The 24,664-nt window shown below is 30.4% G+C and carries 27 protein-coding genes; 16 read left to right on the forward strand and 11 right to left on the reverse strand.

Annotated features, from left to right (window positions below; all coding sequences use genetic code 11):
• Nucleotides 1-32: 32 nt before the first annotated feature.
• Together NZD85_RS13785 and NZD85_RS13790 are read right to left on the reverse strand one after the other, a co-directional pair.
• Nucleotides 33-353 carry a hypothetical protein gene (locus tag NZD85_RS13785; protein WP_260542416.1) on the reverse strand — a complete coding sequence of 107 codons (321 nt, stop codon included), beginning with the start codon at nucleotides 351-353 and terminating at the stop codon, nucleotides 33-35.
• 20 nt (nucleotides 354-373) lie between these two features.
• The gene (locus tag NZD85_RS13790) at nucleotides 374-772 is read right to left on the reverse strand and encodes a hypothetical protein (RefSeq protein WP_260542418.1); all 399 of its coding nucleotides are present in this window, start codon (nucleotides 770-772) and stop codon (nucleotides 374-376) included.
• A gap of 41 nt (nucleotides 773-813) precedes the next feature.
• Between NZD85_RS13790 and NZD85_RS13795 the strand changes: the two genes are divergently transcribed.
• The 5 genes from NZD85_RS13795 (at nucleotide 814) to NZD85_RS13815 (ending at nucleotide 3,432) form a co-directional block, all read left to right on the forward strand.
• Nucleotides 814-1,410 carry an NUDIX hydrolase gene (locus tag NZD85_RS13795; RefSeq protein WP_260542420.1) on the forward strand — a complete coding sequence of 199 codons (597 nt, stop codon included), beginning with the start codon at nucleotides 814-816 and terminating at the stop codon, nucleotides 1,408-1,410.
• Nucleotides 1,411-1,421: 11 nt separating this feature from the next.
• Nucleotides 1,422-1,988 carry a DUF4920 domain-containing protein gene (locus NZD85_RS13800; RefSeq protein ID WP_260542422.1) on the forward strand — a complete coding sequence of 189 codons (567 nt, stop codon included), beginning with the start codon at nucleotides 1,422-1,424 and terminating at the stop codon, nucleotides 1,986-1,988.
• Between the two features lie 82 nt (nucleotides 1,989-2,070).
• Nucleotides 2,071-2,496: a hypothetical protein gene (locus NZD85_RS13805; protein ID WP_171623705.1), complete on the forward strand. Its 426-nt coding sequence runs from the start codon at nucleotides 2,071-2,073 to the stop codon at nucleotides 2,494-2,496.
• Between the two features lie 100 nt (nucleotides 2,497-2,596).
• A complete protein-coding gene (locus NZD85_RS13810) occupies nucleotides 2,597-2,836 on the forward strand; it encodes a hypothetical protein (RefSeq protein WP_260542424.1) in 240 nt (79 codons plus the stop codon).
• A 209-nt stretch (nucleotides 2,837-3,045) separates the two neighbouring features.
• Nucleotides 3,046-3,432: a hypothetical protein gene (locus NZD85_RS13815; protein ID WP_260542425.1), complete on the forward strand. Its 387-nt coding sequence runs from the start codon at nucleotides 3,046-3,048 to the stop codon at nucleotides 3,430-3,432.
• Between the two features lie 65 nt (nucleotides 3,433-3,497).
• Here NZD85_RS13815 and NZD85_RS13820 read toward each other — a convergent pair whose 3' ends face one another.
• Entirely contained in the window at nucleotides 3,498-4,754 is a 1,257-nt protein-coding gene (locus tag NZD85_RS13820) for an exo-beta-N-acetylmuramidase NamZ family protein (RefSeq protein ID WP_260393895.1), read from the reverse strand.
• Nucleotides 4,755-4,828: 74 nt separating this feature from the next.
• Between NZD85_RS13820 and NZD85_RS13825 the strand changes: the two genes are divergently transcribed.
• From NZD85_RS13825 to lptB, 3 genes are read left to right on the forward strand one after another with little or no spacing between them, the layout of a single operon-like run.
• On the forward strand, nucleotides 4,829-6,058 hold the full coding sequence (locus tag NZD85_RS13825; protein ID WP_225540165.1) for an ABC transporter permease: 1,230 nt from the start codon (nucleotides 4,829-4,831) through the stop codon (nucleotides 6,056-6,058).
• Nucleotides 6,059-6,091: 33 nt separating this feature from the next.
• On the forward strand, nucleotides 6,092-7,453 hold the full coding sequence (locus tag NZD85_RS13830; RefSeq protein WP_225542844.1) for a pyridoxal-phosphate dependent enzyme: 1,362 nt from the start codon (nucleotides 6,092-6,094) through the stop codon (nucleotides 7,451-7,453).
• Between the two features lie 30 nt (nucleotides 7,454-7,483).
• Nucleotides 7,484-8,212: an LPS export ABC transporter ATP-binding protein gene (gene lptB, locus NZD85_RS13835; RefSeq protein WP_171623727.1), complete on the forward strand. Its 729-nt coding sequence runs from the start codon at nucleotides 7,484-7,486 to the stop codon at nucleotides 8,210-8,212.
• 50 nt (nucleotides 8,213-8,262) lie between these two features.
• On the opposite strand, the gene NZD85_RS13840 is transcribed toward lptB, so the two are convergent.
• The 3 genes from NZD85_RS13840 to NZD85_RS13850 all read right to left on the reverse strand — a co-directional run bounded on the left by NZD85_RS13840 (nucleotide 8,263) and on the right by NZD85_RS13850 (nucleotide 10,526).
• Nucleotides 8,263-8,505, reverse strand: a complete 243-nt coding sequence (locus tag NZD85_RS13840) for a hypothetical protein (protein WP_171623713.1) — start codon at nucleotides 8,503-8,505, stop codon at nucleotides 8,263-8,265.
• Between the two features lie 217 nt (nucleotides 8,506-8,722).
• Nucleotides 8,723-10,261 (reverse strand): IS1182 family transposase, encoded by a 1,539-nt coding sequence (locus NZD85_RS13845; RefSeq protein ID WP_260541296.1) that lies wholly within the window; start codon nucleotides 10,259-10,261, stop codon nucleotides 8,723-8,725.
• Between the two features lie 130 nt (nucleotides 10,262-10,391).
• Nucleotides 10,392-10,526, reverse strand: coding sequence for a 30S ribosomal protein THX (locus NZD85_RS13850; RefSeq protein ID WP_260542427.1), 135 nt, complete (start codon nucleotides 10,524-10,526; stop codon nucleotides 10,392-10,394).
• Between the two features lie 154 nt (nucleotides 10,527-10,680).
• On the opposite strand from NZD85_RS13850, the gene NZD85_RS13855 reads away from it, so the two are divergent.
• The 3 genes from NZD85_RS13855 to NZD85_RS13865 all read left to right on the forward strand — a co-directional run bounded on the left by NZD85_RS13855 (nucleotide 10,681) and on the right by NZD85_RS13865 (nucleotide 15,156).
• On the forward strand, nucleotides 10,681-10,836 hold the full coding sequence (locus NZD85_RS13855; RefSeq protein ID WP_260542428.1) for a hypothetical protein: 156 nt from the start codon (nucleotides 10,681-10,683) through the stop codon (nucleotides 10,834-10,836).
• Between the two features lie 2 nt (nucleotides 10,837-10,838).
• Nucleotides 10,839-12,044, forward strand: a complete 1,206-nt coding sequence (locus tag NZD85_RS13860; protein ID WP_260544598.1) for a metallophosphoesterase family protein — start codon at nucleotides 10,839-10,841, stop codon at nucleotides 12,042-12,044.
• Between the two features lie 70 nt (nucleotides 12,045-12,114).
• Entirely contained in the window at nucleotides 12,115-15,156 is a 3,042-nt protein-coding gene (locus NZD85_RS13865) for an AAA family ATPase (protein WP_260542429.1), read from the forward strand.
• Between the two features lie 43 nt (nucleotides 15,157-15,199).
• Here NZD85_RS13865 and NZD85_RS13870 read toward each other — a convergent pair whose 3' ends face one another.
• From NZD85_RS13870 to rlmH, 4 genes are read right to left on the reverse strand one after another with little or no spacing between them, the layout of a single operon-like run.
• On the reverse strand, nucleotides 15,200-16,120 hold the full coding sequence (locus NZD85_RS13870; RefSeq protein WP_171623717.1) for a ribonuclease Z: 921 nt from the start codon (nucleotides 16,118-16,120) through the stop codon (nucleotides 15,200-15,202).
• Nucleotides 16,117-16,698: an RdgB/HAM1 family non-canonical purine NTP pyrophosphatase gene (gene rdgB / locus NZD85_RS13875; protein WP_260542431.1), complete on the reverse strand. Its 582-nt coding sequence runs from the start codon at nucleotides 16,696-16,698 to the stop codon at nucleotides 16,117-16,119. Before rdgB ends, NZD85_RS13870 begins: the two co-directional genes overlap by 4 nt.
• Before the next feature lies 1 nt (nucleotide 16,699).
• The gene (locus NZD85_RS13880) at nucleotides 16,700-17,533 is read right to left on the reverse strand and encodes a CPBP family intramembrane glutamic endopeptidase (RefSeq protein WP_260542433.1); all 834 of its coding nucleotides are present in this window, start codon (nucleotides 17,531-17,533) and stop codon (nucleotides 16,700-16,702) included.
• A complete protein-coding gene (rlmH, locus tag NZD85_RS13885; RefSeq protein ID WP_260542435.1) occupies nucleotides 17,526-17,999 on the reverse strand; it encodes a 23S rRNA (pseudouridine(1915)-N(3))-methyltransferase RlmH in 474 nt (157 codons plus the stop codon). Before rlmH ends, NZD85_RS13880 begins: the two co-directional genes overlap by 8 nt.
• Nucleotides 18,000-18,025: 26 nt before the next feature.
• Here rlmH and NZD85_RS13890 point away from each other — a divergent pair, with 26 nt between their 5' ends.
• Nucleotides 18,026-18,997, forward strand: coding sequence for a YihY/virulence factor BrkB family protein (locus NZD85_RS13890; RefSeq protein ID WP_260542437.1), 972 nt, complete (start codon nucleotides 18,026-18,028; stop codon nucleotides 18,995-18,997).
• Here NZD85_RS13890 and NZD85_RS13895 read toward each other — a convergent pair.
• Complete coding sequence (locus tag NZD85_RS13895; protein WP_225542835.1) at nucleotides 18,994-19,869, reverse strand: ion transporter; 876 nt, start codon at nucleotides 19,867-19,869, stop codon at nucleotides 18,994-18,996. The two genes, NZD85_RS13890 and NZD85_RS13895, sit on opposite strands and share 4 nt — an antisense overlap.
• Before the next feature lie 43 nt (nucleotides 19,870-19,912).
• On the opposite strand from NZD85_RS13895, the gene NZD85_RS13900 reads away from it, so the two are divergent.
• The 4 genes from NZD85_RS13900 to NZD85_RS13915 all read left to right on the forward strand — a co-directional run bounded on the left by NZD85_RS13900 (nucleotide 19,913) and on the right by NZD85_RS13915 (nucleotide 24,660).
• Nucleotides 19,913-20,797 (forward strand): TIGR01777 family oxidoreductase, encoded by an 885-nt coding sequence (locus NZD85_RS13900; RefSeq protein ID WP_260542439.1) that lies wholly within the window; start codon nucleotides 19,913-19,915, stop codon nucleotides 20,795-20,797.
• A gap of 76 nt (nucleotides 20,798-20,873) precedes the next feature.
• Nucleotides 20,874-22,742, forward strand: a complete 1,869-nt coding sequence (locus NZD85_RS13905) for a DUF3857 domain-containing protein (protein WP_260542441.1) — start codon at nucleotides 20,874-20,876, stop codon at nucleotides 22,740-22,742.
• Nucleotides 22,743-22,801: 59 nt separating this feature from the next.
• Nucleotides 22,802-23,374 (forward strand): DUF3857 domain-containing protein, encoded by a 573-nt coding sequence (locus tag NZD85_RS13910; RefSeq protein WP_260542443.1) that lies wholly within the window; start codon nucleotides 22,802-22,804, stop codon nucleotides 23,372-23,374.
• Between the two features lie 11 nt (nucleotides 23,375-23,385).
• A complete protein-coding gene (locus NZD85_RS13915) occupies nucleotides 23,386-24,660 on the forward strand; it encodes a hypothetical protein (RefSeq protein ID WP_260542445.1) in 1,275 nt (424 codons plus the stop codon).
• Nucleotides 24,661-24,664 lie beyond the last annotated feature (4 nt).

Below are 24,664 nucleotides of genomic sequence, written 5' to 3' on the forward strand. Positions count from 1 at the left end.
AAAAACCAGAAGTTTACTTCTGGTTTTTTTGTTTAAATAATTTCGATTTTGTTTTTGAGTGCAATTATTGCAGCATTTAATTCGTTTTTAAAAGCACGATATTCTAAGATTTGACCTTTCGTTTTAAACCTCGAAAGATTAAAACCTTCTTCGATATCATTGTACCAAATCACATAATTTTGATGATGCGCAACTGCCCAAAAATTATCTTCTATAACATCTTTGCATAACCAAATCTCAGGAGATGTTTTAATTTGATTCCAAAATAATAGAATTTCATCATCCATATTTTGCTCGCTTAAATAAATTTCGAGCATCAATTCCTTTTTCGGAAAATTTATCCAATTATCCACAGAATTTTGATAGGAATAGATTAACCTATTTTACCTAAATTTTCTGCAATCGTTTCAATAAAAGAAGTCAATGGTTTTTTTGCCATCATTTCGATCATCATATTGAAGTTTCCGTCAAAGTCTAATGTAACATCAGATGAATGATCATCAACCGCTTCAATCGAAATTATCAATGTATATTCAAAAGCAGGTGCAGGAGATTCAAAAATAATTTTTGACGGCTCAACTGTTTCTTTCAAACGCATACCAACCTTTGGTAAAGCACCAACACCAACTGTAAAACCTTTTCCAGATTCGTGAATTTCGAAAGATTTTGTATCATTTGGCATCAATTGCTCATAATTTTTCATGTCCAACAAAAAAATGTACGCATCTTGCTGATTTTTTGCTAAACGGACTTTATTCGTATTTACCTTCATATCCTTGTGAGTTTTTTATAAATTTGTAACAAATCGTTCAAATGTACAAAGTTTTTTTTAATGAAAGTTTGTTAACTTTCAGCAACCAATCCAATCCAGAAGCAAAAAATATATTGTTTCAAAATGAAGCTCAATTCGATGAATCGGTTCATTTATTATCTTCAAAAGCTTCTAATTTAGTGAATATTTTTAGTGATGATATTGAAACTGTTTGGACGAAATTCTTAAAATACTACAAACATATACAGGCTGCAGGCGGAATTGTTCGCAACCCAAAAGATGATTATTTGTTTATTTTCAGACTCGGAAAATGGGATCTACCAAAAGGGAAAATGGAAGAAGGAGAGTCGAGAGAAGAATCTGCAATTCGTGAAATTGAGGAAGAATGTATTCTTACAAATCTGGAATTGAAACGATTTTTGATGCCAACTTTTCATATTTATTTTTTGAGAGAATACATTATAAAAGAAACATTTTGGTTCGAAGTTTTTTACGATGGAGTAGAATTACCTTTGCCACAAACTGAAGAAGGAATAGAGTCGGTAGAATGGAGAAAAGAAAGTGAAATTCCTCAGTTATTAGAAAATTCTTATCCTAATATAAAGTTGTTAATGGATAATTATTTAAATTTGAATTAAATTAGGATAGAATGAGAAAATATATTTTAACTTTTTGTGCTTTAACATGTTTTGCATTAGCAACAAATGCTCAAACGAAAAAAGAAAGTAAAGCTAAAACAGAAAAAGCTTCAAAGTCACAAGCGAAAATTTTAGAAAATGGAACAGCTAAAATAGATGATTTATATGCGTATCAAGTATATGGAGAATCATTCGAAATTAAGAACACATTGACTAAAAACGAATTTGCAAAGTTATTCGATAACATGAAAAACGGAGATGCTTTAGAAAATGTTCAGTTCGTATCAACAATAGAATCTGTTTGTAAAAAGAAAGGTTGTTGGATGAAAGTTGATCTTGGAAAAGGAGAAGAACAATCATTTGTTCGTTTCAAAGATTACGGTTTTTTTATGCCTTTAGATGGTGAGAAAGCCAATGTTGTAGTTCATGGAAAAGCTTTTGTTAGCGAGATTTCTGTAGAGAAATTACGTCATTATGCAGAAGATGCTGGAAAAACAAAAGAAGAGATTGCTAAAATAACAAAACCTCAGTTGCAATATAATTTTGAAGCTGATGGTGTTTATTTGAAAGAAAACTAAGATTTTTCTAAAAATATGAATAAAAACCTTTCTTTTTTGGAAAGGTTTTTTTGTAAACTTTAATTTTGAAAAAAATAGAGATATGAATACATTTCAAGGCAATCCAAATAATTACTTTTCTTTAATTGGAAAAACTGAGAATGACGATTTATTTCAATCATTTCAAGCAGAACTTGATTCTGAAATTGTTGAACAACATGTGACGAATGAGAAAACGTTACTTTATAAAGAGAAAGGAATATCGATTAAAATTGTTAACGGTAGAATAAGTGCGATTAAATTTTATCTTTCTCCAAACCCAATTTGTAAAGTATATGAGGGTGAAAATATTTTTGAATTGAAACGTATTACGGATGAAATACAAATTCGGAAAAATGAACTTTACGAGAGAATTAATAATAATGATCCCAATCGTTTGACAAATGATTATAAACGAGAAAATTGTATCTTTTCCTTTGACTCGATGACGGGAGAATTTTTATCAATTGAGGTTTTAAATGAATTTTAACAAACCCACTTTAATTGATTTATAAAAAAAACAAGTAATTAATAAACGACTATAAGTTTATTTTTGATTATATTAGTGAATATATTTTAAATCAATTGTTATGAAAAAATATTTATGTTTTATTCTAACTATCCTTTCGTTCTCAGTATTTGCACAATTACGAGCGAGTAATACGGATACTTTTTTTTCAGTAAAAGGAACTTTTAATTCAGAGAAAACAGAGATCATCAAAAACACAATCGAAAAAGAATTAGGCACTCCAACAATTGAAAATAATGATTTTGTTTGGTCTGGAAGAGGTAGTTTTGAAATTATTTTGAATAAAAATTTTCTTAAATAGAGATTCAAAAGAGTAATGATAACCAAGAAATTGTCATGAAAATCAAAAATTTAGGAGAAAAAATTATGCTATAAAAAATATAAATAAAGTCAATTCTTAAAATAGAAACTCCAAAATTTGCTTGGAGTTTTTTTATATTAACTCTTCGTTAACCGTGCATTAACCAATATAAATTAATCTTTTTTAGACTTTTATAAAAAAATAAAAACATGAAAAAGATAATTTTAATCGCTGTAGTTTTTTGTGCAAGCTTAGTTAATGGACAAACGGCTACATCTTATGCCAGTTCAAAAACATCAAGTTTAACAACGCATTCTAATGTTTCGGTAAGTGTGAGTGATAGTAATGAAGTGTATTCTTATTCTGCAATTTTTGATAGATCAAAATCAGCAAAAGCAATTAAAGAAATAGAAAAAACGTTTGGTAAACCAATTATAGAAGGAAAAAATTATGTTTGGCGAGAAAGCGATGTGTTGGAAATAAAAGCGCGTGAAGGTAGAGTAACAATTGAATTAGAAAAAGGTTCAACAAAACTCTACGAAAAAGTGAAAAATATCGGTAAAGCAATTGCTGAAGTTGTAGGTGAAAAATCTTAAATTCATAAAATTAAATACAAATTCCAACTTTTATCTAAGTTGGAATTTGTATTTCTGTACATTGCTTAATCTTTGTAAATCAAATATTTTGATCTTATTTTTTTGAATGCTTCCAAATCTTTTTGCCAAGTTGCTTTTATTTCTTCTTCCGATAGGCCAGCTTCTATTTGTTTACGCAATTCATCTGTTCCAGAAAGTTGATCGATCCATAATTTTTTTCCATTCATCGTCCAAAAAGGTTGTTTTGTATTGTTTTTATACGCATTAATTAACCATTTCAAATTAATAGATGATTGATACGATACATCAGATAAATCTTCACCATAACACACTTGATCTTTAAATTTTGGACTTGTTGCGCCAGGTTTAGAAACAGGTGTATATTGAAACGGCATATTTTTCAAAAAAGGAGAACCATAAACCTGAAACTGAAAAGTTGTACCTCGTCCTTCATTTACATTTGTGCCTTCAAATAAACAAGTACTCGGATACAAATTAATTGCATGTGCATTTGGTAAATTTGGAGAAGGTTTTACGGGTAAATGATAAGTAGATTGATGTGTGTAATTAAGCAAAGGAACGATTTCTAAATTTGCTTTTACGCCATTCGCTAACCAACCTTCACCGTTAATCATTTGCGCATATTCACCAATGGTCATTCCATAAACAATCGGAACATTGTGCATCCCAACAAACGATTTATACTCATTTTTCATTACAGGTCCGTCTACATAATGTGCATTTGGATTTGGTCTATCCAATACAATTATTTTTTTACCATTTTCAGCCGCAGCTTCCATTACATAATGTAAAGTCGAAATATAGGTGTAAAAACGTGCTCCTACATCTTGCATATCAAAAACCAATACATCTACATCTGCAATTTGATTAGCTTTCGGTTTTTTATTGTCACCATAAAGTGAAACAATTGGTAAACCTGTTTTCGCATCAATACCAGATTTTATTTTAGCACCAGCATCTGCATCTCCACGAAAGCCATGTTCTGGAGAATATATTTTAGTAACATTTATTCCATTATCAATTAAAAAATCAACAATATGAATTGTATTTTTATAGTCATAATCAGAAGGTTTTTTCTTTAAAATTTTTCTAAGAATTCCAGTTTGATTAGATACAACTCCAACTTTTTTATCTTTTAATAGTGGTAAATATTGCATCACATTTTCTGCACCCAAACCAATTTCTAAACCATTTATTTCATTTGTAGAAGTAGAATTTGTTTGATTTAAAGTTTGAGCAATACTAAAAAAAGGAATACTTAGAAGTAAAGCAATTGATGTATATTTGACAAAGTTTTTCATTTCGTTTTTCATCATTTGAATTTAGGCGAAAGATAAAGCCTAAAGTTAGTTTTAATCTTAAAAAAATATATAATTTGAGTTTTTCTTGGTGGTTTTCAAAAAAAATTGCGCTTGGTAAAAATACTAAAAATAACTTATCGAGTATCATTATTCGTGTAGGTCAAATTGCCGTAGCATTAGGTTTAATCGTTTCTTTGGTGACGATTTCCACTGGTGTTGGTGCAAGGAAGGCAATTAAAGAAAAGTTGGCTGATTTTAATGGGCATATTACCATTAGAAATTACAATAGCAATACCTCGTTAAATTCGGATTCGTTAACGATTAACCAAACTTTTTATCCAACCTTCAAATCCATTCCAGCGATTGAACATGTACAAGCAATTGCGAATAAAAGTGGTGTGATTCGCACCAAAGAAAACTTTAGTGGAGTTGTTTTTAAGGGAGTTGGAACAGACTTTGATTCGGTTCGGTTCGAAAAATTTTTGGTAAAAGGACACTTTCCTCGAATCAATAAAGATTCGATTATGGATGAGGTTTTATTATCAGAAAAGATTGCAGATGAAATGAAATTGGATATTGACAGTTCGTTTGTGATGTATTTCATTCAAGAAGATACAAAACCAATTTATCGTCGATTTACCATTTCTGGATTGTTTAAAACAGATATCAAAAATTTTGATGATCAAATCATGTTTGGAGATATCAAGCATGTACAGCGCCTGAATCGTTGGGATTCGGTAACTGTTGGTGGTTTTGAGTTATTTGTGAACGATGTAGAAAATATTGATCCTGTTGCAAAATTAGTTCAAGCGAAAATACCATATAACTTGTATGCAGAATCGGCAACTGCTTCTTTTGCTCAGATTAACGATTGGATCACCATTTTTGATAAGAATATTGTCATTATTGTCTTTATTATGCTTTTTGTTGTTGTCATCAATATGGTGATGGTTTTATTGATTTTAATATTAGAACGAACACATTCGATAGGAATTTTAAAAGCATTTGGAGCAACCAATTGGCGTATCCGAAAGTTATTCATCAATTACGCCTTATTTATTATGTTACCTGGATTGATTGCTGGTAATGTAATAGGGCTTGGTTTGTTGTTAGCTCAAAAACATTTCGAAATCATCCAACTTCCTGCAGAAAATTATTATTTATCGACTGCTCCAGTCTATTTAGATTTTGGAACAATTATATTATTAAATGCTGGAGCTTTATTAGTTTGTGCAATTGTATTACTTTTGCCTTCGTACATGATATCTAAAATTACTCCGGCTAAAGCAATTAATTTTAGATAAAAATTAACCATTTAATTTTAAAATCAGAAAAAAATGAAATACGCAAATAATATTTTAGAAACCATAGGAAACACGCCTTTGGTTAAAATTAATAAGATAACAAAAGATTTACCATGTACTGTTTTAGCAAAGGTTGAATATTTCAATCCAGGTCATTCATGTAAAGATCGTATGGCATTGAAAATGGTAGAAGATGCAGAGAAAGACGGTCGTTTGGTTCCTGGAGGAACTATTATCGAAGGAACTTCTGGTAATACTGGAATGGGATTGGCATTGGCTGCAGTAATCAAAGGTTATAAATTAATTTGTGTGATTACAGACAAACAATCAAAAGAGAAAATGGATATTTTGCGCGCTGTTGGTGCAAAAGTTGTGGTTTGTCCTACGGATGTCGAGCCAGATGATCCACGTTCTTATTATTCTGTTTCGAAACGCTTGGCAAAAGAAACACCAAATGGTTGGTATGTCAATCAGTACGATAATCCATCGAATACACAAGCAAATTATGAGCAAACTGGACCAGAAATTTGGGAACAAACAGAAGGAAAGGTTACGCATTTTATTGTAGGAGTAGGAACTGGAGGAACTATTTCTGGAGTAGGAAAATATTTAAAAGAAAAAAATCCAAACATCAAAATTTGGGGAGTTGATACCTATGGGTCAGTTTTCAAAAAATACAAAGAAACTGGAGTTTTCGATGAAAATGAAGTGTATTCTTATGTAACAGAAGGAATTGGTGAAGATATTTTACCAGAAAATGTTGATTTTGATATTATTGATGGATTTACAAAAGTGACAGATAAAGATGCGGCGGTTTATACGCGTCGTTTAGCTTTAGAAGAAGGTTTGTTTGTCGGAATGTCTTCGGGGTCTGCAATTAAAGGATTGTTACAAATGAAAGACGAATTCGGACCAGATGACGTTGTTGTTGTATTATTCCATGATTCAGGTTCTCGTTATGTTGGAAAAATATTTAATGATGATTGGATGCGTGATAGAGGATATTTGGACGAAGAGATTAAAACTGCTGTAGATTTAATTAAAGAACATGTCGATAAACCATTGGTAACAGTTCGTACAGAAGAATTGGCATCTCATGCAATTGATCGTATGCGTCGTTTCAAAATTTCTCAAATTCCTGTAATGGATGTGAATGGAATTGTTGGATCTTTGGACGAATCAGATTTGTTTCAAGCATTTTTAGAAGACAGAAATGTTGCTGAAAAACCTATTCACGAAATCATGGGAGAACCTTACCCTATTGTAAAAGCTGGAACATCTATCGAAGAAGTTTCGAAGTTAATTACTAAGGATAATCAAGCGGTTTTAATAGAATTAGAAAATGGGAAATATCATATCATCACAAAATATGATATTATTAACTCGATTAAATAACAAAAATCCTATCTTTGAAGCGATATGGGAATTGTATTAAAAGGTCAGAATTTAGTAAAAGATTACGGTAAAAAACACGTTGTGAAAAATGTGTCTTTTCAAGTAGAACAAGGAGAAATTATTGGATTATTAGGACCAAATGGTGCTGGTAAGACCACTTCTTTTTATATGATTGTTGGTTTGGTAAAAGCCACGCAAGGAAAAGTTTTTTTAGATAAACAAGATATTACAAGCGATGCAATGTACAGACGTGCACAGAAAGGAATTGGATATTTAGCGCAAGAAGCATCTGTTTTTCGCAAACTTTCTGTAGAAGACAACATCAAATCCGTTTTACAATTCACTAAACATTCGAAAAAAGAACAACAAATGCGTACCGATGCGCTGATTGAAGAGTTTTCGTTAGAACACGTGCGTAAAAACCGTGGAGATTTACTTTCTGGAGGTGAGCGTCGTCGTTGCGAAATTGCACGTTGTTTGGCGACAGAACCAAATTTTATCTTGTTAGATGAACCTTTTGCTGGAGTAGACCCTATTGCAGTAGAGGATATTCAGAAGATTGTCCGTTCATTGAAAGAAAAGAATATTGGAATTTTAATTACTGACCACAATGTCTCGCAAACATTAGCAATTACTGATAAAACCTATATCATGTTCGAAGGTAAAATCCTAAAAGAAGGTTCGCCAGAAGAATTAGCAAATGACGAAGATGTTCGTCGTGTTTATCTTGGTGAAAACTTTATGTATCAACAAATATAAATTACAATATAGTATTTTAAAAGCTGTCTCAAAAAGGAAGACAGCTTTTTTTATAAATCAACAAAAAGTAATTTTCCTTTTTGGTTAGCAGTATTCTTAAAATGTAAAAAAACATCTTGAATATCATATCTTCTGAAGTGAATGCTCTGTGAAATATCTTCATTTGGAAGTTGATACGTCATCTCAAAATTCAACATACTACCAAAACCAGAACTTTCAACTTTTTCGACCAAAATTCCTAAAGATTCCAATCGTTCAATCAAACGGTTAATTTCCAAATCATTATGTCTCATACTACCTAAACCTACCAATTATAAGGCTTCAAAGCTAAAACATAATCATTTAAAAAAGAAGTTTACCTCAATATATTCTATAAATTATATGAATTCTGAAATCGAATTATCCCATAAAAAAAAGAAGCCGTCTCAATATTAAAATTTGAGGCGGTTTTTTTTATTTGAATTAATTTCCAATAAAATTTCATCATTTTAGAAAAGGGTAAAATTGCCCTTATGCAGCAATTTTCTTTCTTAAGTTGTGTGCTAAAGCCATTAATCCGAATTCTAACTCGGTTTTTTGGATTCCTTTTAACGAAAATCTTCTAAAATTGTTGTTGTGTTTCATTTGGGCAAATACAGGCTCTACATCGGCAGAGCGTTGTTTCCTTTTTTGTATTCCCGTTTGACTTGTGAGTAATTCCCTGATTTTTTCTTTATGTCTTTCAAGGTTATGATTGCGTTCTATACTTCGGTTTCCCTTGGCTTTAAAGCAGACTCCCCGCAGCGGACATCCTTCGCAATTTTGAGCCTGATAATGCGATAATTGCTGTATATATCCGGCTTGGGTTGTTTTTGTGCTTTCATGGGTTTTGTGCATTTTCTGACCAATCGGACACACATAATAATCTTCTTCTTGGTTGTAATAAAGGTTTTCTTTCCTAAAGGTTTTGTGCTTTTTTTGGTAATTTTTATCTTGTTCTTTTTCAAAAGTATTGTACTTCACATAAGCGGTCAGCTCTTCTTTTTCAAGGTAATCGTAGTTCTCTTCGCTACCATAGCCTGCATCGGCTGTAATGTTTTCTATTTTTTTAAAGATTTCTGCCCCATAAGTTTCTTTAAGATTTTCTAAGTGTGGCTTTAAAGTTTTGGTATCTGTAGGGTTTTGATGTAAAGTGTAATTAATAATGATTTGGTTTTCTGTTGATATTTGGGCGTTGTAACCGGGTTTTAACTGTCCGTTTTGCATATGGTCTTCTTTCATACGCATAAAAGTTGCATCAGGATCGGTTTTACTGTATGAGTTTCTTCCGCCTAAAATAGCTTCCTGTTCTTCATATTTCCGAAGATTTTTTTCAAAGTTCTGTTTGATGTAACGCAATTTTGCTTTAGATTTCTTGGAAGCTTTTTCATTACCCGATAATTTGGTATCTATCTGTTCAACGGTTTTTTGGATAACTTCCTGACTGATTTCCTTGAACTGAGGTGGCTCGGTATCAGGATCGTCATCATTAGATATACTTTGAGCATAATTCCACAATTCTTCTAACTGAGTAAGCATTTTAGCTTTGTTGGTTTTAATGCTTTTACCCCAAATAAAAGTGTATCTGCCTGCCTGAGCTTCTATTTTTGTGCCATCGGTATAAATTTGTTTCATTGAAATCAATCCTTCCTCTGCCAGCATCATGACCACTTGTTTAAAGATTTCTTTAAAACTATCTTTTAATTTATCACTTCTAAATCGGTTAATGGTATTGTGATCCACAGTGCTCATTCCCGTAAGCCACATAAAGTTGATGTTTTCTCTGATAGCCAACTCTATTTTTCGTGAAGAATAAACATTACTCATATAAGCATAAATCATCACCTTTAATAACATTTTTGGATGATAACCCGGATTACCTTCTTTACTGTAGGCTTTTAATAGTGGTTGGATATTAATGGACTCTACAACTTGATCAACTACCCGAACAGGATGTTTTTCTGAAATTAAGTCGTCAAACGAATAAGGAAAAAGTGCGGTTTGACGCTGATTGTAATGCTTGAAATTCATAGAGAAATAGATGGAATTCTTACATTAAATTTACAAAAAATACAGTAAAAATCCAACTATAAAAGAACATATATATTCTAAAAAGCAAAAAAAAGAAGCTGTCTAGTTTTGAGACAGCTTCCTTCAAAAATTACTTTTTAGCTTTTTGGGTAGTTTTTTCTTCAACTATATCTTCCTCATAAGAATACTTATGTCTCGTACGTTTTACACCATAAGAGCCATTTACAATTTTTCCTCTTCTCGATTTTTTATCGCCTTTTCCCATTACTAAATGTTTTAAAATTAATAAATTCGATTACTTTCCAACCAAGTTAATAATTCTAACTTAATTGAATAAATGATTGACAATTCTTTCAGATTTCAATTAACTTTGCGACATATTTTGTCGTAGATAAAGTATAATTTTAGAACAAAATAATATGAGTCGAAATACAGATGCCAATAAAAAAGCACATAAAAAAAAATTAGACCAAAAAAAACGAAAAGTACAAGATGCCGAAGCTGAACGTAAAGCTCGACTAAAAGAAATTAATCAACAATTTAACGATAAAACGAAACCAGAAAAGGAAGAATAATGATGAGAATTCTACATACAGCCGATTGGCATTTGGGTAAAAAATTAGATAGTTTTTCACGTTTAGAAGAACAAATTTTAGTGATGAATGAGATTGTCGAAATTGCAGAGCAAGAACAGGTAGATCTTGTCTTAATTGCAGGTGATTTATTCGATAATTTTAATCCAAGTGTAGAAGCTGTAGAATTATTTTATAAAACGTTAAAACGACTTTCGAATAATGGAAAACGTCCTGTTGTAGCGATTTCTGGAAATCACGATTCGCCAAATTTAATAGACGCTCCAGATCCTTTGGCACGCGAATGTGGAATTATTTTGATAGGTCATCCCAACGCGAAAGTTCAGGAATTTGAACTAAATGATTTTAAAATTTCTAAATCTGTCGAAGGAATGATTGAATTGAAATTAAATAATCATGATTTTCCTATTCGAATTTTACATACACCTTATGCGAATGAAATTCGTCTGAAACAATATTTGGGTGAAAACAAAGAAGATGCATTAAATGAAATTTTAGCAATTAATTGGAAAACGATTGCAGACAATCATTGCGATAAAAATGGAGTCAATTTATTGATGGCGCATTTGTATATGAACCAAAAAGGTGCTGAAATTTTAGAAGAACCAGAAGGTGAAAAACCAATTAAAATTGGTAATGCTGATATGATTTTTTCTGAAGCAATTCCACCTCAAATTCAATATACAGCTTTGGGGCATTTGCACGGTTTTAAGAATATCGGAACACGAGAAAAACCTGTCATTTACAGTTCTTCGCCATTGTGCTATAGTTTTTCGGAAGCTGGACAAACGAAATATGTTTCGATTATCGAAGCGCAACCAAATGAAAATGTTTCGTATCATCAAATTGAATTAAAAAACGGAAAACCGCTTATTCGTAAAACGTTTGATGAGGTAAATAATGCGGTTGAATGGTTAAACAATCATCAAAATGCGTTGGTTGAATTAACCTTAGAAAGTGATACGTTTCTGAAAGCAGAAGACCGAAAATTGATTTATCAATCCCATAGTGGAATTATTCATTTGATTCCAAAAGTAAAAAATCAAGCCATAGAAACGGTTGAATATAAATTTGCAGATCAAACAAAAGATATAAAAGAATTGTTTGTTGATTATTTTAAATCGAAGAATGGCAACCAAGAACCAAACGACGAAATGAAAGACTTGTTTAATGAAATTTTGAATAGTTAAATTGAATTTGCTGAAGCTATATTATGATATCAAGAAATCTTATCCTTAATCTCAATCTTAAACATAAAAAATGATTCCAGTAAAATTAACCATAGAAGGACTTTATTCCTATCAAGAACGTCAAACGATTGATTTTTCTAATTTGACTGAAGCAGGATTATTCGGAATATTCGGGAATGTTGGTTCTGGAAAATCGTCTATTTTAGAGGCGATTATGTATGTGTTGTATGGCGAAACAGAACGCTTAAACTCTAAAGATAAACGCGCATACAATATGATGAACCTGAAATCGAACTTGGCTTATATCGAGTTTGATTTCTATAATTTCGAACAAAAATTATTCAGAGCAACAAGAGAATTCAAACGAAATTCCAAACGTTTTGAAGATGTTAAATCACCGACAGTTGTTTTTTACGAACATAAAGAGGGAGAATGGATTCCTCTAAACCATTCGAAAGCTGAAGAAATAATTGGTTTGAGTTACGAAAATTTTAAACGTACAATTATTATTCCGCAAGGACAATTCAAGGAATTTATCGAATTGGGCGCAAAAGATCGTACTCAAATGATGAAAGAAATTTTTGGTCTTCATCGTTATGATTTACAGGACAAAGTTTCGACATTAAATGCCAAAAATTTAACGAATCTCAATCAATTAGAAGGAAAATTATCAGGTTTTGAGGAAATTTCGGAAGAAAAAATAAAAGAACTTGAACAAAATTTAATCGAACAAACGAATTTAAACAATCAAGTTCAGGAAGAATATCATTATATCAATGAATCGTTTCAACGTCTGAAAGTATTGAAATCTGATTTTGAGAATTTGAAACAAAAGAAAATTGATTTCGAAAAAGTTACTGCTCAAAAAGTTGAAATGGATCAACGTAAAGTTGAAATGGATCATTTTGAATTGATTTTTAATGCTTTTCATCAAGTTTTAGAACGTCAAAATCAAGTTGAAAAACAACTTGTAGAAAAGTCGAATTCTGTCGAAGCGCAACAAAAACAATTGGCTTTAATCGAAAATCAAATCAAAGAAGTTTCAACTCAACTTGATTTAATTAAATCGAATTACGAAGCTTTGCCAACAAAGCGAAAAGAGGAATCGGATTTAGAACTAATTGTTCAGATTTTGACTTTTTCTCAGGAAATTGAAAAACTAAAAGAAAGAACTGCAAAAGGGTTAAAAGAAGTTGAAGAAGTTCAGCAAAGAGAGCAAAAAATAGAAGAATCAATCAAACTATCCGAAAAAGAATTAAAAACATTTTCGGCAAAAAAAATTGATTCGAAAACATTGATAGAAGTAGAAAATTGGTTTGTTCATCACCAAAATTTAGATCAATCGATAGAAAAACAACACTTAAAAATTGAAAGTCAGCATCAACAAATTAATAGTTTCGAATTTCAGTTAAAAGAACAAAATATAGATATTTCTACGTCCGAAAATTGGTTTAATTCCACTTTTGATCAATTAGAATTAACCAAAAAATCATTAGAAAAACAGAAAAATGACATAGAAGTTCAGCAGAAATTGGCTCATTATGCGCATAATTTGCATGATGGTGAAGCTTGTCCGTTATGTGGAGCTTTGGAGCATCCAAATATAGTTGAGGTTGATGATGTAACTTCAAAATTAAGTGCGGTTAATACCAAGTTGTCGCAGTTGGATGATGAGGTAAAAGCATTGCAAAAAAAGCAACATGAAATTCAGAAAATTGTAGATCAAAAGCAGTTTATAGAAAAGCAAATAGCACAAGAAAATCAGGTTTTGAATGAGTTGAAAATTCAACAAGAAAAACATTTGAATTTGTTTAATTGGAAAGATTTTGATCCAAAAAATAGAACCTCTTTTGAAGAAAAAAAGGAAGCTGCTATTTTGTTGGAACAAACGATTACAGATAAAAATAATGAACTTGATAAACTTCGTGAATCTTTGGAGAAAGAACGTCAGAATTTGACGAAATATAAACAGTTTTTAGAAAAATTTAGAGTAGAGGAAGCAGAAAAAGCTTCTCAAATAAAACAAAATAAACTGAATTTAAAAGTTTTGAAATTTGATGATTTTCAACAACAATCTAATGAAACTGTTCAACAAGATTTAATTGATTTAAAATCTAATAACATTAAAGTTGAACATGATTATCAGCAATTTACAGAAAATTTAAACACTTTAAATCTAAAATTAGTTTCTCAAAAAACATCAATTGAATTGATTGATAAACAGATTATTGAATTGAATGAGGAATTAAAACAACATCAACATCAAATTGATAAAGCGTTAGAAGTTCATCAGCTTCAATCGATAGAAGTTGTTAAGCAAGTTTTAAATCAACAGTTGAATGTGGTTCAAATCCGTAAAGAATTAGAAGATTTTAGGATTTTATTTGAAACATTAAGAAGCTCTATCCAAGAATTAGAACAAAAATTAGCTGAAGTTTCTTTTGATGAAATGGTATTTAAAACGCAAGAAGAACAGTTAAATTTAATTACAAAACAGTTGAAGGAAACTGCTGAAATTGTAACTAAAACCAAAACTGAAATTGAACGATTGACCAAATCCTATGCCGAAAAGAAAGATTTATTAATCGAATTAGAGAAGTTGCAGAAGCGTGCTACAAATTTACAAACGATGCGAAATTTGTTTAATTCTGCGGGTTTTGTACAATATGTATCGTCAATTTATTTGAAACAACTGTGTGATAATGCAAATGTTCGTTTTCATCGAATGACCAGAAATCAATTGAGTTTACAGATGAATGACAACAATGATTTTGAGATTATAGATTATTTGAATGAAGGTCGTTCGAGAAGTGTGAAAACACTCTCTGGAGGACAATCTTTTCAAGTTTCATTGAGTTTGGCTTTGGCTTTGGCAGAAAGTGTACAAACGAATGCGAAGTCAGATAAGAATTTCTTTTTTATTGACGAGGGTTTTGGAACGCAAGATGCAGACGCTGTAAATATTGTGTTTGAAACGTTGATGAGTCTGCAAAAAGAAAACAGAATTGTTGGAATTATTTCACATGTTGATGAGTTGAAAGATCGAATTCCAGTCGCTTTACAAATTACAAAAGATGAAGAAAAAGGTAGTTTAATAGAAGTTATTTCATAAAGAAAGTCCTCAATAGTTTTTGTATTGAGGACTTTTTATTTTATTAACTATCGATTTTGATGGTTTTCAATAATTCGGGTAAAACTGTGTTTGGAAACTCTTGTTGTGCTTCGATTAACAAAGGTTTATAATCATGGTAGCGATTAGAAAAATGGCCTAAAATTAATTTTTTCACGTTGGCTTGTTTCGCAATCATTCCAGCTTCTTTTGCCGTTGTATGTCCTGTATAGATAGCCAAATCTTTCAATTCGTGTAAGAAAGTTGATTCATGATACAACAAGTCTACTTCTTTGATAATAGGAACAATATCAGGCTTATATTTAGTATCCGAACAAAAGGCATAACTCAACGATTTTTGCGCATCGAACGTTAAATAATCATTCGGAATGATTTCTCCAGATTCTAACGTAAAATCCCTACCATTTTTTAAATTTTGATAATCACAAATCTCGATTTCTGAAAATTCTTCAATGGTATCCATATTCAATTTTCGAGGTTTTGGCTTTTCTCGAAAAAGATATCCATTCGTGTAAACACGGTGATTAAGAGGAATTGAAAAAACTTCGACTTTATCATCTTCAAATACTAAAACAGATTCTTTTGTATGTAATTCATTAAAAATAATTTCGAATGAATTGTTAGACTCTGTTAAGCGTAATTGTGTGGTAATAAATTCTTCGATTCCTTTTGGACCATGAATATGCAAGGGCATATCGCGACCAAGTAATTGAAGTGTAGAAATTAATCCGATCAAACCAAAAACATGATCGCCATGCAAATGCGATATAAAAATGTGATTAATTCGGTTAAATTTAGCTTTTGCTTTTCGCAACTGAACTTGAGTTCCTTCTCCACAATCAATTAAAAAATAGCGTTCTGCAATATTTAATAATTGAGCGGTAGGATGCGTATAAGCAGTTGGTAACGCCGAATTAAATCCTAATATAGTTAGTTGTAAACTCAATTTACGTTTAGATTAGTTAAAAAATCGTTTAATTTTCCGATGGCTTTTCCTCTATGACTAATTGCGTTTTTTTCTTCAGGAGTCATTTGAGCAAATGATTTTGAAAAACCATCTGGAATAAAAATAGGATCGTAACCAAAACCATTGTCACCCATAATTTCGGTTGCAATTGTTCCATTTACACGACCTTCGAAAAAATATTCCTTTCCATTCAAAATTAAACAGAAAATAGAAATAAAGTAAGCTTTTCGGTTTGTTTTTCCATCTAATTCTTTCAAAGCTTTTGCAATATTGTCTTCATCTTTTCCAGTTCCAGCATATCGAGCTGAATAAACTCCAGGTGCTCCGTCCAAAGCCTCGATAACCAATCCTGAATCATCTGCAAAAACATTTTTTCCTGTTTTATTAAAGATAGTTTTAGCTTTTAGCAAGGCATTTTCTTCAAATGTTTCACCAGTTTCTTCGATTTCTTCAAAGAAATCAATCGCTGTCAAAGATTTCATCGACAAGTAAGAGGGTAACATTTTAGTAACTTCTTTTACTTTATTGTTGTTATGTGTGGCAAAAATTAATTCCATTTTATATTGTTTTTTGTTCTGTTTGTTTCATTAATAAAAACACCGATAAAATTCCAATCAGTGTCATTCCACCAATTAATAAATAATCTCTATGCGCAAAAACTTCGCCTTCCATATCGCCTTGTATCAGCATCAACGAATAGGAAAGAGTATTATTTAGGAAATGCAATAGAATGGGTAAAAACAATGATTTTGTACGATGGTAAACAATGCCAAAAATGATTCCTAAAAGCCCTGCACCAATAAATTGCCATGGATTCATATGAGCCATTCCAAAGACAAAACCGTTTATTAAAATTGCAATTGTTGCATTGACCTTATAATTTAGCATTCCTTTCAGAATAATTCCTCTAAAAATAATTTCTTCGAAAATTGGTGCAAAAAGACATACCATAATAAATCCTGCGATTTTATAATCTAACATCATTTCGAAAGAACTTTGAAAGATTTTATAAATATCTTCTAAAGGACCAGTTGTAGGAATTAAACTTGTAAAAACTTCTGCCAAAGGCAAAAGAAATAGCCAACAAGCAATAGAGAGAATAAGTTGAATGGCGGTAAAAGGATGTTTAATCGCTTGTAAAATTGTCGTAAACTTTGTTTGCGTTAGCATCAATAAAATAACAATTGCAGATACTGTTCCAGCCAAAAAGCCTAATGGTAAAAGAACGTGATTAAGTGGTTGGTAAAAGATTGCAGGAATAGAGATAATTCCGCCAGCAAATTGCATTATAATTACTGCGATGGCACTATATAAAATTGCTTTTCCGATTCCAAAACTCAATTTGTTTTCATTTTTTTGAACTATTTCTTCAAAAGGAGATGTCTTATTCATGGTGATAAGGTTTACCTTGCAAGATACTAAATCCGCGATAAATTTGTTCTGTTAAAAATAGGCGAACCATTTGATGCGTAAATGTCATATTGGATAAAGACATTTTCTTGTTTCCACGGTTGTAAACAGATTCATCGAAACCATAAGGACCACCAATCACAAAGACTAAATTTTTGACCGCTTGATTCATATAATTTTGAATATCATCTGCAAATTGCTTCGAAGTTGGTTGTTTTCCTTTTTCATCTAAAATAATAACAAAGTCTGTATTTACGATTTTGCTCAAAATTTGTTCAGCTTCTTTTTGTTTTTGTTGAATTTCGGACAAATTTTTACGATTTTTGATGTCAGGAATTTCAATTCTTTGATAATTAATATGCGAAGGCAATCGATTTTCATACTTTTGTAATAGCATTTCGATGGCTTTTTCGTCTGTTTTACCAATACAAATGGTCGTAATATTCATTCAAAATTATTTATTGAGACAAAAATATGCGCATTCTACAAGATTTTAAAACATATACAGGAATAAATTATTTTCGAGATTGGTCGAAAACAAAATTGATGAACAAAAATACAGACATCACGGTATATGATTTCTTGAGAGTTTTTTGGATTCGCGTCATGAAAGGGAATTTTCCGTTGCGTTCGGCAGCCGTTTCGTGGATCTTATTTTTTAGTATGTTTCCATTTCTACTTTTTTTGTTTAGTGTTTTACCTCATTTGACTTATTATGGCGATATAAAAGAATTACTTTTTACACAATTTTTACCGCAAATTTTACCCAAACACGTGAGTAATGAAGTGATATCTTACATCGATAAAACGACAGCTTTACAAGGCAAACGAAAAGTAAATTATCTGTTGGTTTTGATTACAATTTTTATGTCTTCTAACGGAATACAAGGAATTATTAATGGATTTAATGTATCGTATCAAGATGTCTATGTCAAACGAAAAAATTCAAAATCGAGAGTTATTTCGATTATATTGACATTGTTTTTTACTGTATTTATAGTCTTACAAGTTTTTTTATCTTACTCAACATCTATTATTTGGAAGTATTTAACAAACGTTTCTTTTTTGAGTAAACTTGGTCAGTTTTCTTATCTTATCAATTATTTTTCCGTATTTATTTTCTATTTTGTCTCGATGTGTATGTTGTATTATTTTGGTCCAAACCATAAAAAGTCAAGAAGTACAGTATTGCCAGGTGCATTGTTAACATCAGTCTTGTTCTTGTTAACTGTAATAGGTTTTAATTCGTACTTAAGTTATTTTACCAATATTGATTTGCTTTATGGATCACTTGGATTAGTAATGATTATGATGATTTTTGTTTACATCAATGTGATTTTGATGTTAGTTGGTTACGAATTGAATATGTCGATTAATTATACCAAAAACTATGAAGATATCCATCATATTGACAGTAATCGTTTTATTAATTTGGATAAATCTTAATGCTCATTTAATTTGTGTCCGCACGTTTTGCAATAGACCGATCCATCAAGATGATAATCATCTCCACAATTTCTACAACGCTCCGTATTATTGGGAATATCGTCTTTGGTTTTTGATGCTTTGTTCATTTCCATTGTCACGATACTTGTAGGAACAGCAATAACACCATAACCTATAATCATAACAACAGAAGCTAAAAATTGACCTAATCCAGTAACTGGAGAAATATCGCCATAACCAACTGTTGTTAAGGTGACGATTGCCCAATAAATACTAATCGGAATACTTGTAAAACCAGATTCGGGATGATCATGCTCAACCATATACATAATTGAACCAATAACCACAACTATCAAAAGGACAAAAGATAAAAAAACGATGATTTTATCTTTACTTTCTTTTAAACCAAGAACCAATACATTTCTTCCTCGAGTAAATCGAGTTAGATTAAAAATTCTGAAAATACGTAGTAAACGTAAAATTCGGATACTCGCCAAATATTTGCTTGTTGGTAGGAATAATCCCAGATAAAATGGTAAAATTGATAATAAATCAATGACTCCATAAAAACTAAAAATGTATCGCCAACGATTTTTTACGCAATAAATTCGCAATAAATATTCAAGTGTAAATAAACAAGTTAAAATCCATTCGAGTGTAATTAAAACCGTATGATGTCTTGCATTAATAGCTGGAATAGATTCTAACATTACCAAACCAACACTCGTTAAGATTAAAAATAATAACGAAATGTCGAAAAGTTTACCATAAGGTGTATCGGCTTCAAAAATTATATCGAAGATTTTTTGTTTCAATTTCTTTTCTTCATCCGCACCCATTTTTTTGAGGTAAGGAAATCGACCTTTGAACATTGGTTTATATTTTGGAATGAGCTAAATTAGGAAAAAAAATAGTATGAATATTCTCTTAACTGGTGGAAGTGGTTTAATTGGTTCAGAATTAACGAAAATTTTAATTGAGAAAGGACATCAAGTACGGATTTTAACAAGAGAGAAAAATGTTGAGCATCCTTTTTATCATTGGGATAAAAATAAAATTGATGAAAAGGTTTTTGATAATTTAGACGGAATTATTCATTTGGCTGGATGTTTAATCGCTAAAAGGTGGACAAAAAGGTATAAAGAAGAAATTTTATCAAGTAGAGTTGATACAGCAAATTTACTTTTTGAGTATGTGAATAAACTTGATGTTAATCTAAAATTTTTCATTTCAGCTTCAGGAAGTGCTTATTATGGACAAATTACTTCAGACAAAATTTTTAAAGAATCAGATGAACCAAATACCGATTTTTTAGCAAAAGTTTGTGTAGCATGGGAAAATGCGGCTTACCAATTTGAGAAAATAGGAGCGAGAGTGGTTTGCTTAAGAACAGCTTTGGTTTTGGCAAAAAATGGAGAAGGTTTCAAACTATTGAAAAAACCAATTCAATTAGGTGTAGGCGCTAATCTTGGTGATGGAAAGCAATGGATGCCTTGGATACATATCGAAGATTTGTTGCAGATTTATGCTCAAGCAGTAGAGAATGAAAATATAAAAGGAAGTTTTAATGCATCTGCACCAGAACATAGCGATCATTCAACTTTCAATCGTACGTTAGCTAAAAAACTAAATAAACCATTTTTTCTTCCAAATATTCCAGGTTTTGTGATGAGATTAACATTAGGAGAAATGAGTGATTTGGTTTTAAAAGGTTCGCGAATTGATGCAAACAAAATAGAAGAAACAGGGTTTACATTTCAATTTCCTACGTTGGAGAAAGCTTTTAATGATTTAGTGTAAAGTTGTTAAAAATTTTAAATAAATTAAACCATATAATATGTTGTAAAATGTATTTTTGTAATCTTAAATAATCCTCATGAAAATTATATTTACTTTATTTTTTCTACTACTTACAATCTTTTCTAACGCTCAAAATAAAGAGTTCAAATTAGGAAAAATTTCTCAGCAAGAAATAGCGTTTAATCAGGCACCGTTCGAAAAAGATGCAGATGCTGTTATCCTTTCCGAAGAAGGAAAAATGGATTTGATACAATCTAATTATTATTTGACTGTAAAGCGTAGAATAAAAATCCTTACCGAAAAAGGCGTTGATCAAGCCAATATACAATTGAATTATTATAGTAAAAATAAACAAGAATCTATTACAGGAATCAAAGGAAATACTATAAATATCTCAAATGGAATAGAGCAGGTAATACCAATTGATGAGAAAGAAATTTTTGACATTTCTTTGAATGAATTGTATTCTGCAAAACGATTTACGTTTCCAAATGTAAAAGTTGGTTCTATTATCGAGTACACTTATGTAAAAGGAAGCGAACATAATTTTTCTATCGACGCATGGAATTTCCAACATGATATTCCTACACTTTCAAGTAAATTCAGATTGATTAATAAAGCTTATAGCGCTTATTCAATTATTACAATTGGAGATGCTTTAAATGAAAAATATAAAAATAAATCAAGTTCATCTGAATGGAGTTTGAATAATATTCAGAGTTATAATCAATTAAAATACGTTTATAATCCTGAGGATCAAAGTGAACGTATTAAACTTCAGGCAGATAATTATCATACAGATGGAGCTAAAAAAACAACATTGAATGCTTGGCAAGACTTGATTCAAGATATTAATTCACAGTACGAAAACTACAGAAATCCATCTGCAATTAGAGAAATTACCCAAAAAATTCCTAATGGAAAAGATGAAGTCGAAACTTTGCGAAATGTGATCGAATATATTGATACTAATGTAAAATGGAATAGATTTTATGGAATAATTCCATCTCGTTCCAATAGAACATTATTGAAGGAGAAAGCAGGTTCTACCGCGGATATGAATTTATTATTAAACGAAATTTTAACGGCAAAAGGTTTCGAAACATCATTGGTTTTGTTCAGTTCTCGTCATCATGGACAAATTTTATTTTCTTATCCATTTGTTAATCAATTTAATTCTGTTGTGACAGTTGTGAAATTGAATAATGGAACTGCAAATGTTATTTTAGATGCTTCAAAATTAAATAAAGAGCAAATCGAATTTGGTCCATTAGATGTGTTTAATTATCATGGTGTTGTAATTAAAAAAGGTGAGCCTTCATTTGTGAAATTAAATCAGAAATTGTCTTATTACGAATCTTCGATAAAATATGATTTCTTGAACAATGGAAATTTAGTTTTGTATAGAAAAGATAAATTTAATGGATATTTTTATGATGAAAATGCAGAAGAAAAGAATGTATTGAATCGATTTGTAACAGAATCTTTAGAAATGCGTTTGGATGAAGAATCAAGTGATAAATTGATTTTTGAGACCGATTCTTATGTCAAATCATATAAATCTAAAACTAAAACTCCAAATGCTGCATTTTACACATTTATTAATCCTTTGCGCGAGTTTTTGAAACAATATACTTTTGAAGATACAAATCGTCAACGCAAAATAGAATTTAATTACCCGTATTTATTTAACATCCAGGTTAAGTCTAAAATACCAGCAGGTTACGAAGTTGTGATTGATGAAAATTACAAAACTCATCATAAAATAGAACTTAATTTAGAATATTATCAAGAGGCAAAAATAAAAGACGGACAGTTGATTATAGCCATTCAATTTTTGTTACCAGAAGGCGTATACGAAGCAGAAAAATACAACGAGTTAAAACAATTTTTTGAGAAAGTAAAAACAGCATCTCTAAAAGAAATTTTAATGAAAAAGAACTAACTAAATAGCACTGAGATTTCAGTGCTATTTTTTGTATATTTAATCAATTAACACGATGTATGAATAATAAAATTTATTTTGTTTTAAGTTTTTTGCTTTGTCAATTTGCTTTTTCTCAATCAACTAAATTAGAATTTGGCAAAATATCAGAAGAAGAATATAATTACAACATTGTTCCGTTTGAACAAGATGCATCTGCAGTGACCCTTTCAGAATATGGAGAATTGCAATTAAAAAATTATGGATATGTTCTCAAACAACATGTTCGTAAAAAGATTTTAAAACAAGATGCTATTGAAGGAAATGTGTTAAAATTCAGCTTTAATCCAACGAACAAATATAATCGTGTAAAAATAAATAAAGTACAGGTTTATAATAAAATAGGAGGTGAGGTTGTAGTGTCAAAGTTGGATCAGAAAGATATTATACAAGAAACAATTGATGAAAATACAATTCAACTGATTTATGCGATTCCAAATGTAAAAGTAGGATCAATTATAGAGTATGAAACTGAAGTAACCCGTACAGCTAATCTATATGCAACGCCATGGAATTTCCAAAACGATTATCCAATATTGAAATCAAAATTAGATGTTCGGATACACACAGATTTTGATAATAGATTTTTTTAATTGGGCAAAAGTTGAATGAAAAATATGGGAACCGAAAAGGGAATAAATCATGGGAAATAGAGAATGTAGCAAGTGTAAAAAAGTTTGATAAAATATACAATGTTAATGATTTTAAAGAAACAATCGGTTTTCAATATTCAGCTGAACAAGATTGGCATGGAACGATTTTTTCTTCTTCGAACTGGCTTTCATTACGATCAGTTTTTGCTAAAAATATAGCAACGAATACAAGAAATGTTGACTTTAATGAAATCGCTATTAAAATTAATAATGGAAATTCGCAATTAGAAACGTATAAAAATGTAATGGATTACGTTAAGCAGAATTTTAAGCTTATAGAAACGAATTATGTGGACAAAATGTCGAATTTTAAAACTGGTTTATTAGGAACTAAAACTGGAAGTAATTTGGATTTCGTTGTTCTCGTTAATCGATTATTGAAATCAAAAGGTTTAGAATCGCATTTGGTTATTAATAGCTTTAGAAACAGAGGAAGGTTAATTATGGATTTTCCTATTGTTTCGAGAATTTCTAATATTCAAACAATGACAATTGTAGATAATCAAGTTTATCTTTTTGATGAAAATATATTGAAAATAACGGATGATAATTACAAAGAAAAAGTCGTTTTTCCATATTCAGAATATTATAATCAACTTGTTTTGAAGCTTGAAACCAGTACAAATGAATTTCTAAATATTCAACCTCCCTTATCTGAAAGTTATTTGATAAATGAATTAGAGTTTAAAGGAGATGAGGTTAAAATGAAATCTTTAAATAAATTCAAAGGTTATTTTAACAAAGAAAATCAAAAGAATTATGATTTTCCAATGTTCAATGAGCTAACATATTCTTCAGAGGATTTGAATAATCAAGGTAATTACAGCTCGATAAATAAAATTTTTGTGAATAAAGGAAAAATGGTCAACTATTTTGGATTTGAATTTCCGTTTAATGATGCGCTTAATTTTTTAAATTTTGAAAAAGAAAGAAAATACCAAGTTGAATTAGATTTTCCGTTTCAAAAAGTTGTTCAATTCAAATCTAAAATTCCAAAAGATTTTGTTTTAAAATATGATAAATTTAATCACGAAATTAAAGCCATTGGAAATAAATTACAATACAAACAACAGATAGAAGTTGTGAATAATGAGTTTGTAATTACCTATATTCTATTGATTAATCAATCAATTATAAGCAGTAAGGAACTAAAAGAATATTCGGAATTTTTAACTAAAATAGCGGAAAGGAATAAAGATATTGTCATTTTAATGAATAAAAAATAAAAAA

This window comes from Empedobacter stercoris, from assembly GCF_025244765.1.
Classification (GTDB): Bacteria; Bacteroidota; Bacteroidia; order Flavobacteriales; family Weeksellaceae; genus Empedobacter; species Empedobacter stercoris.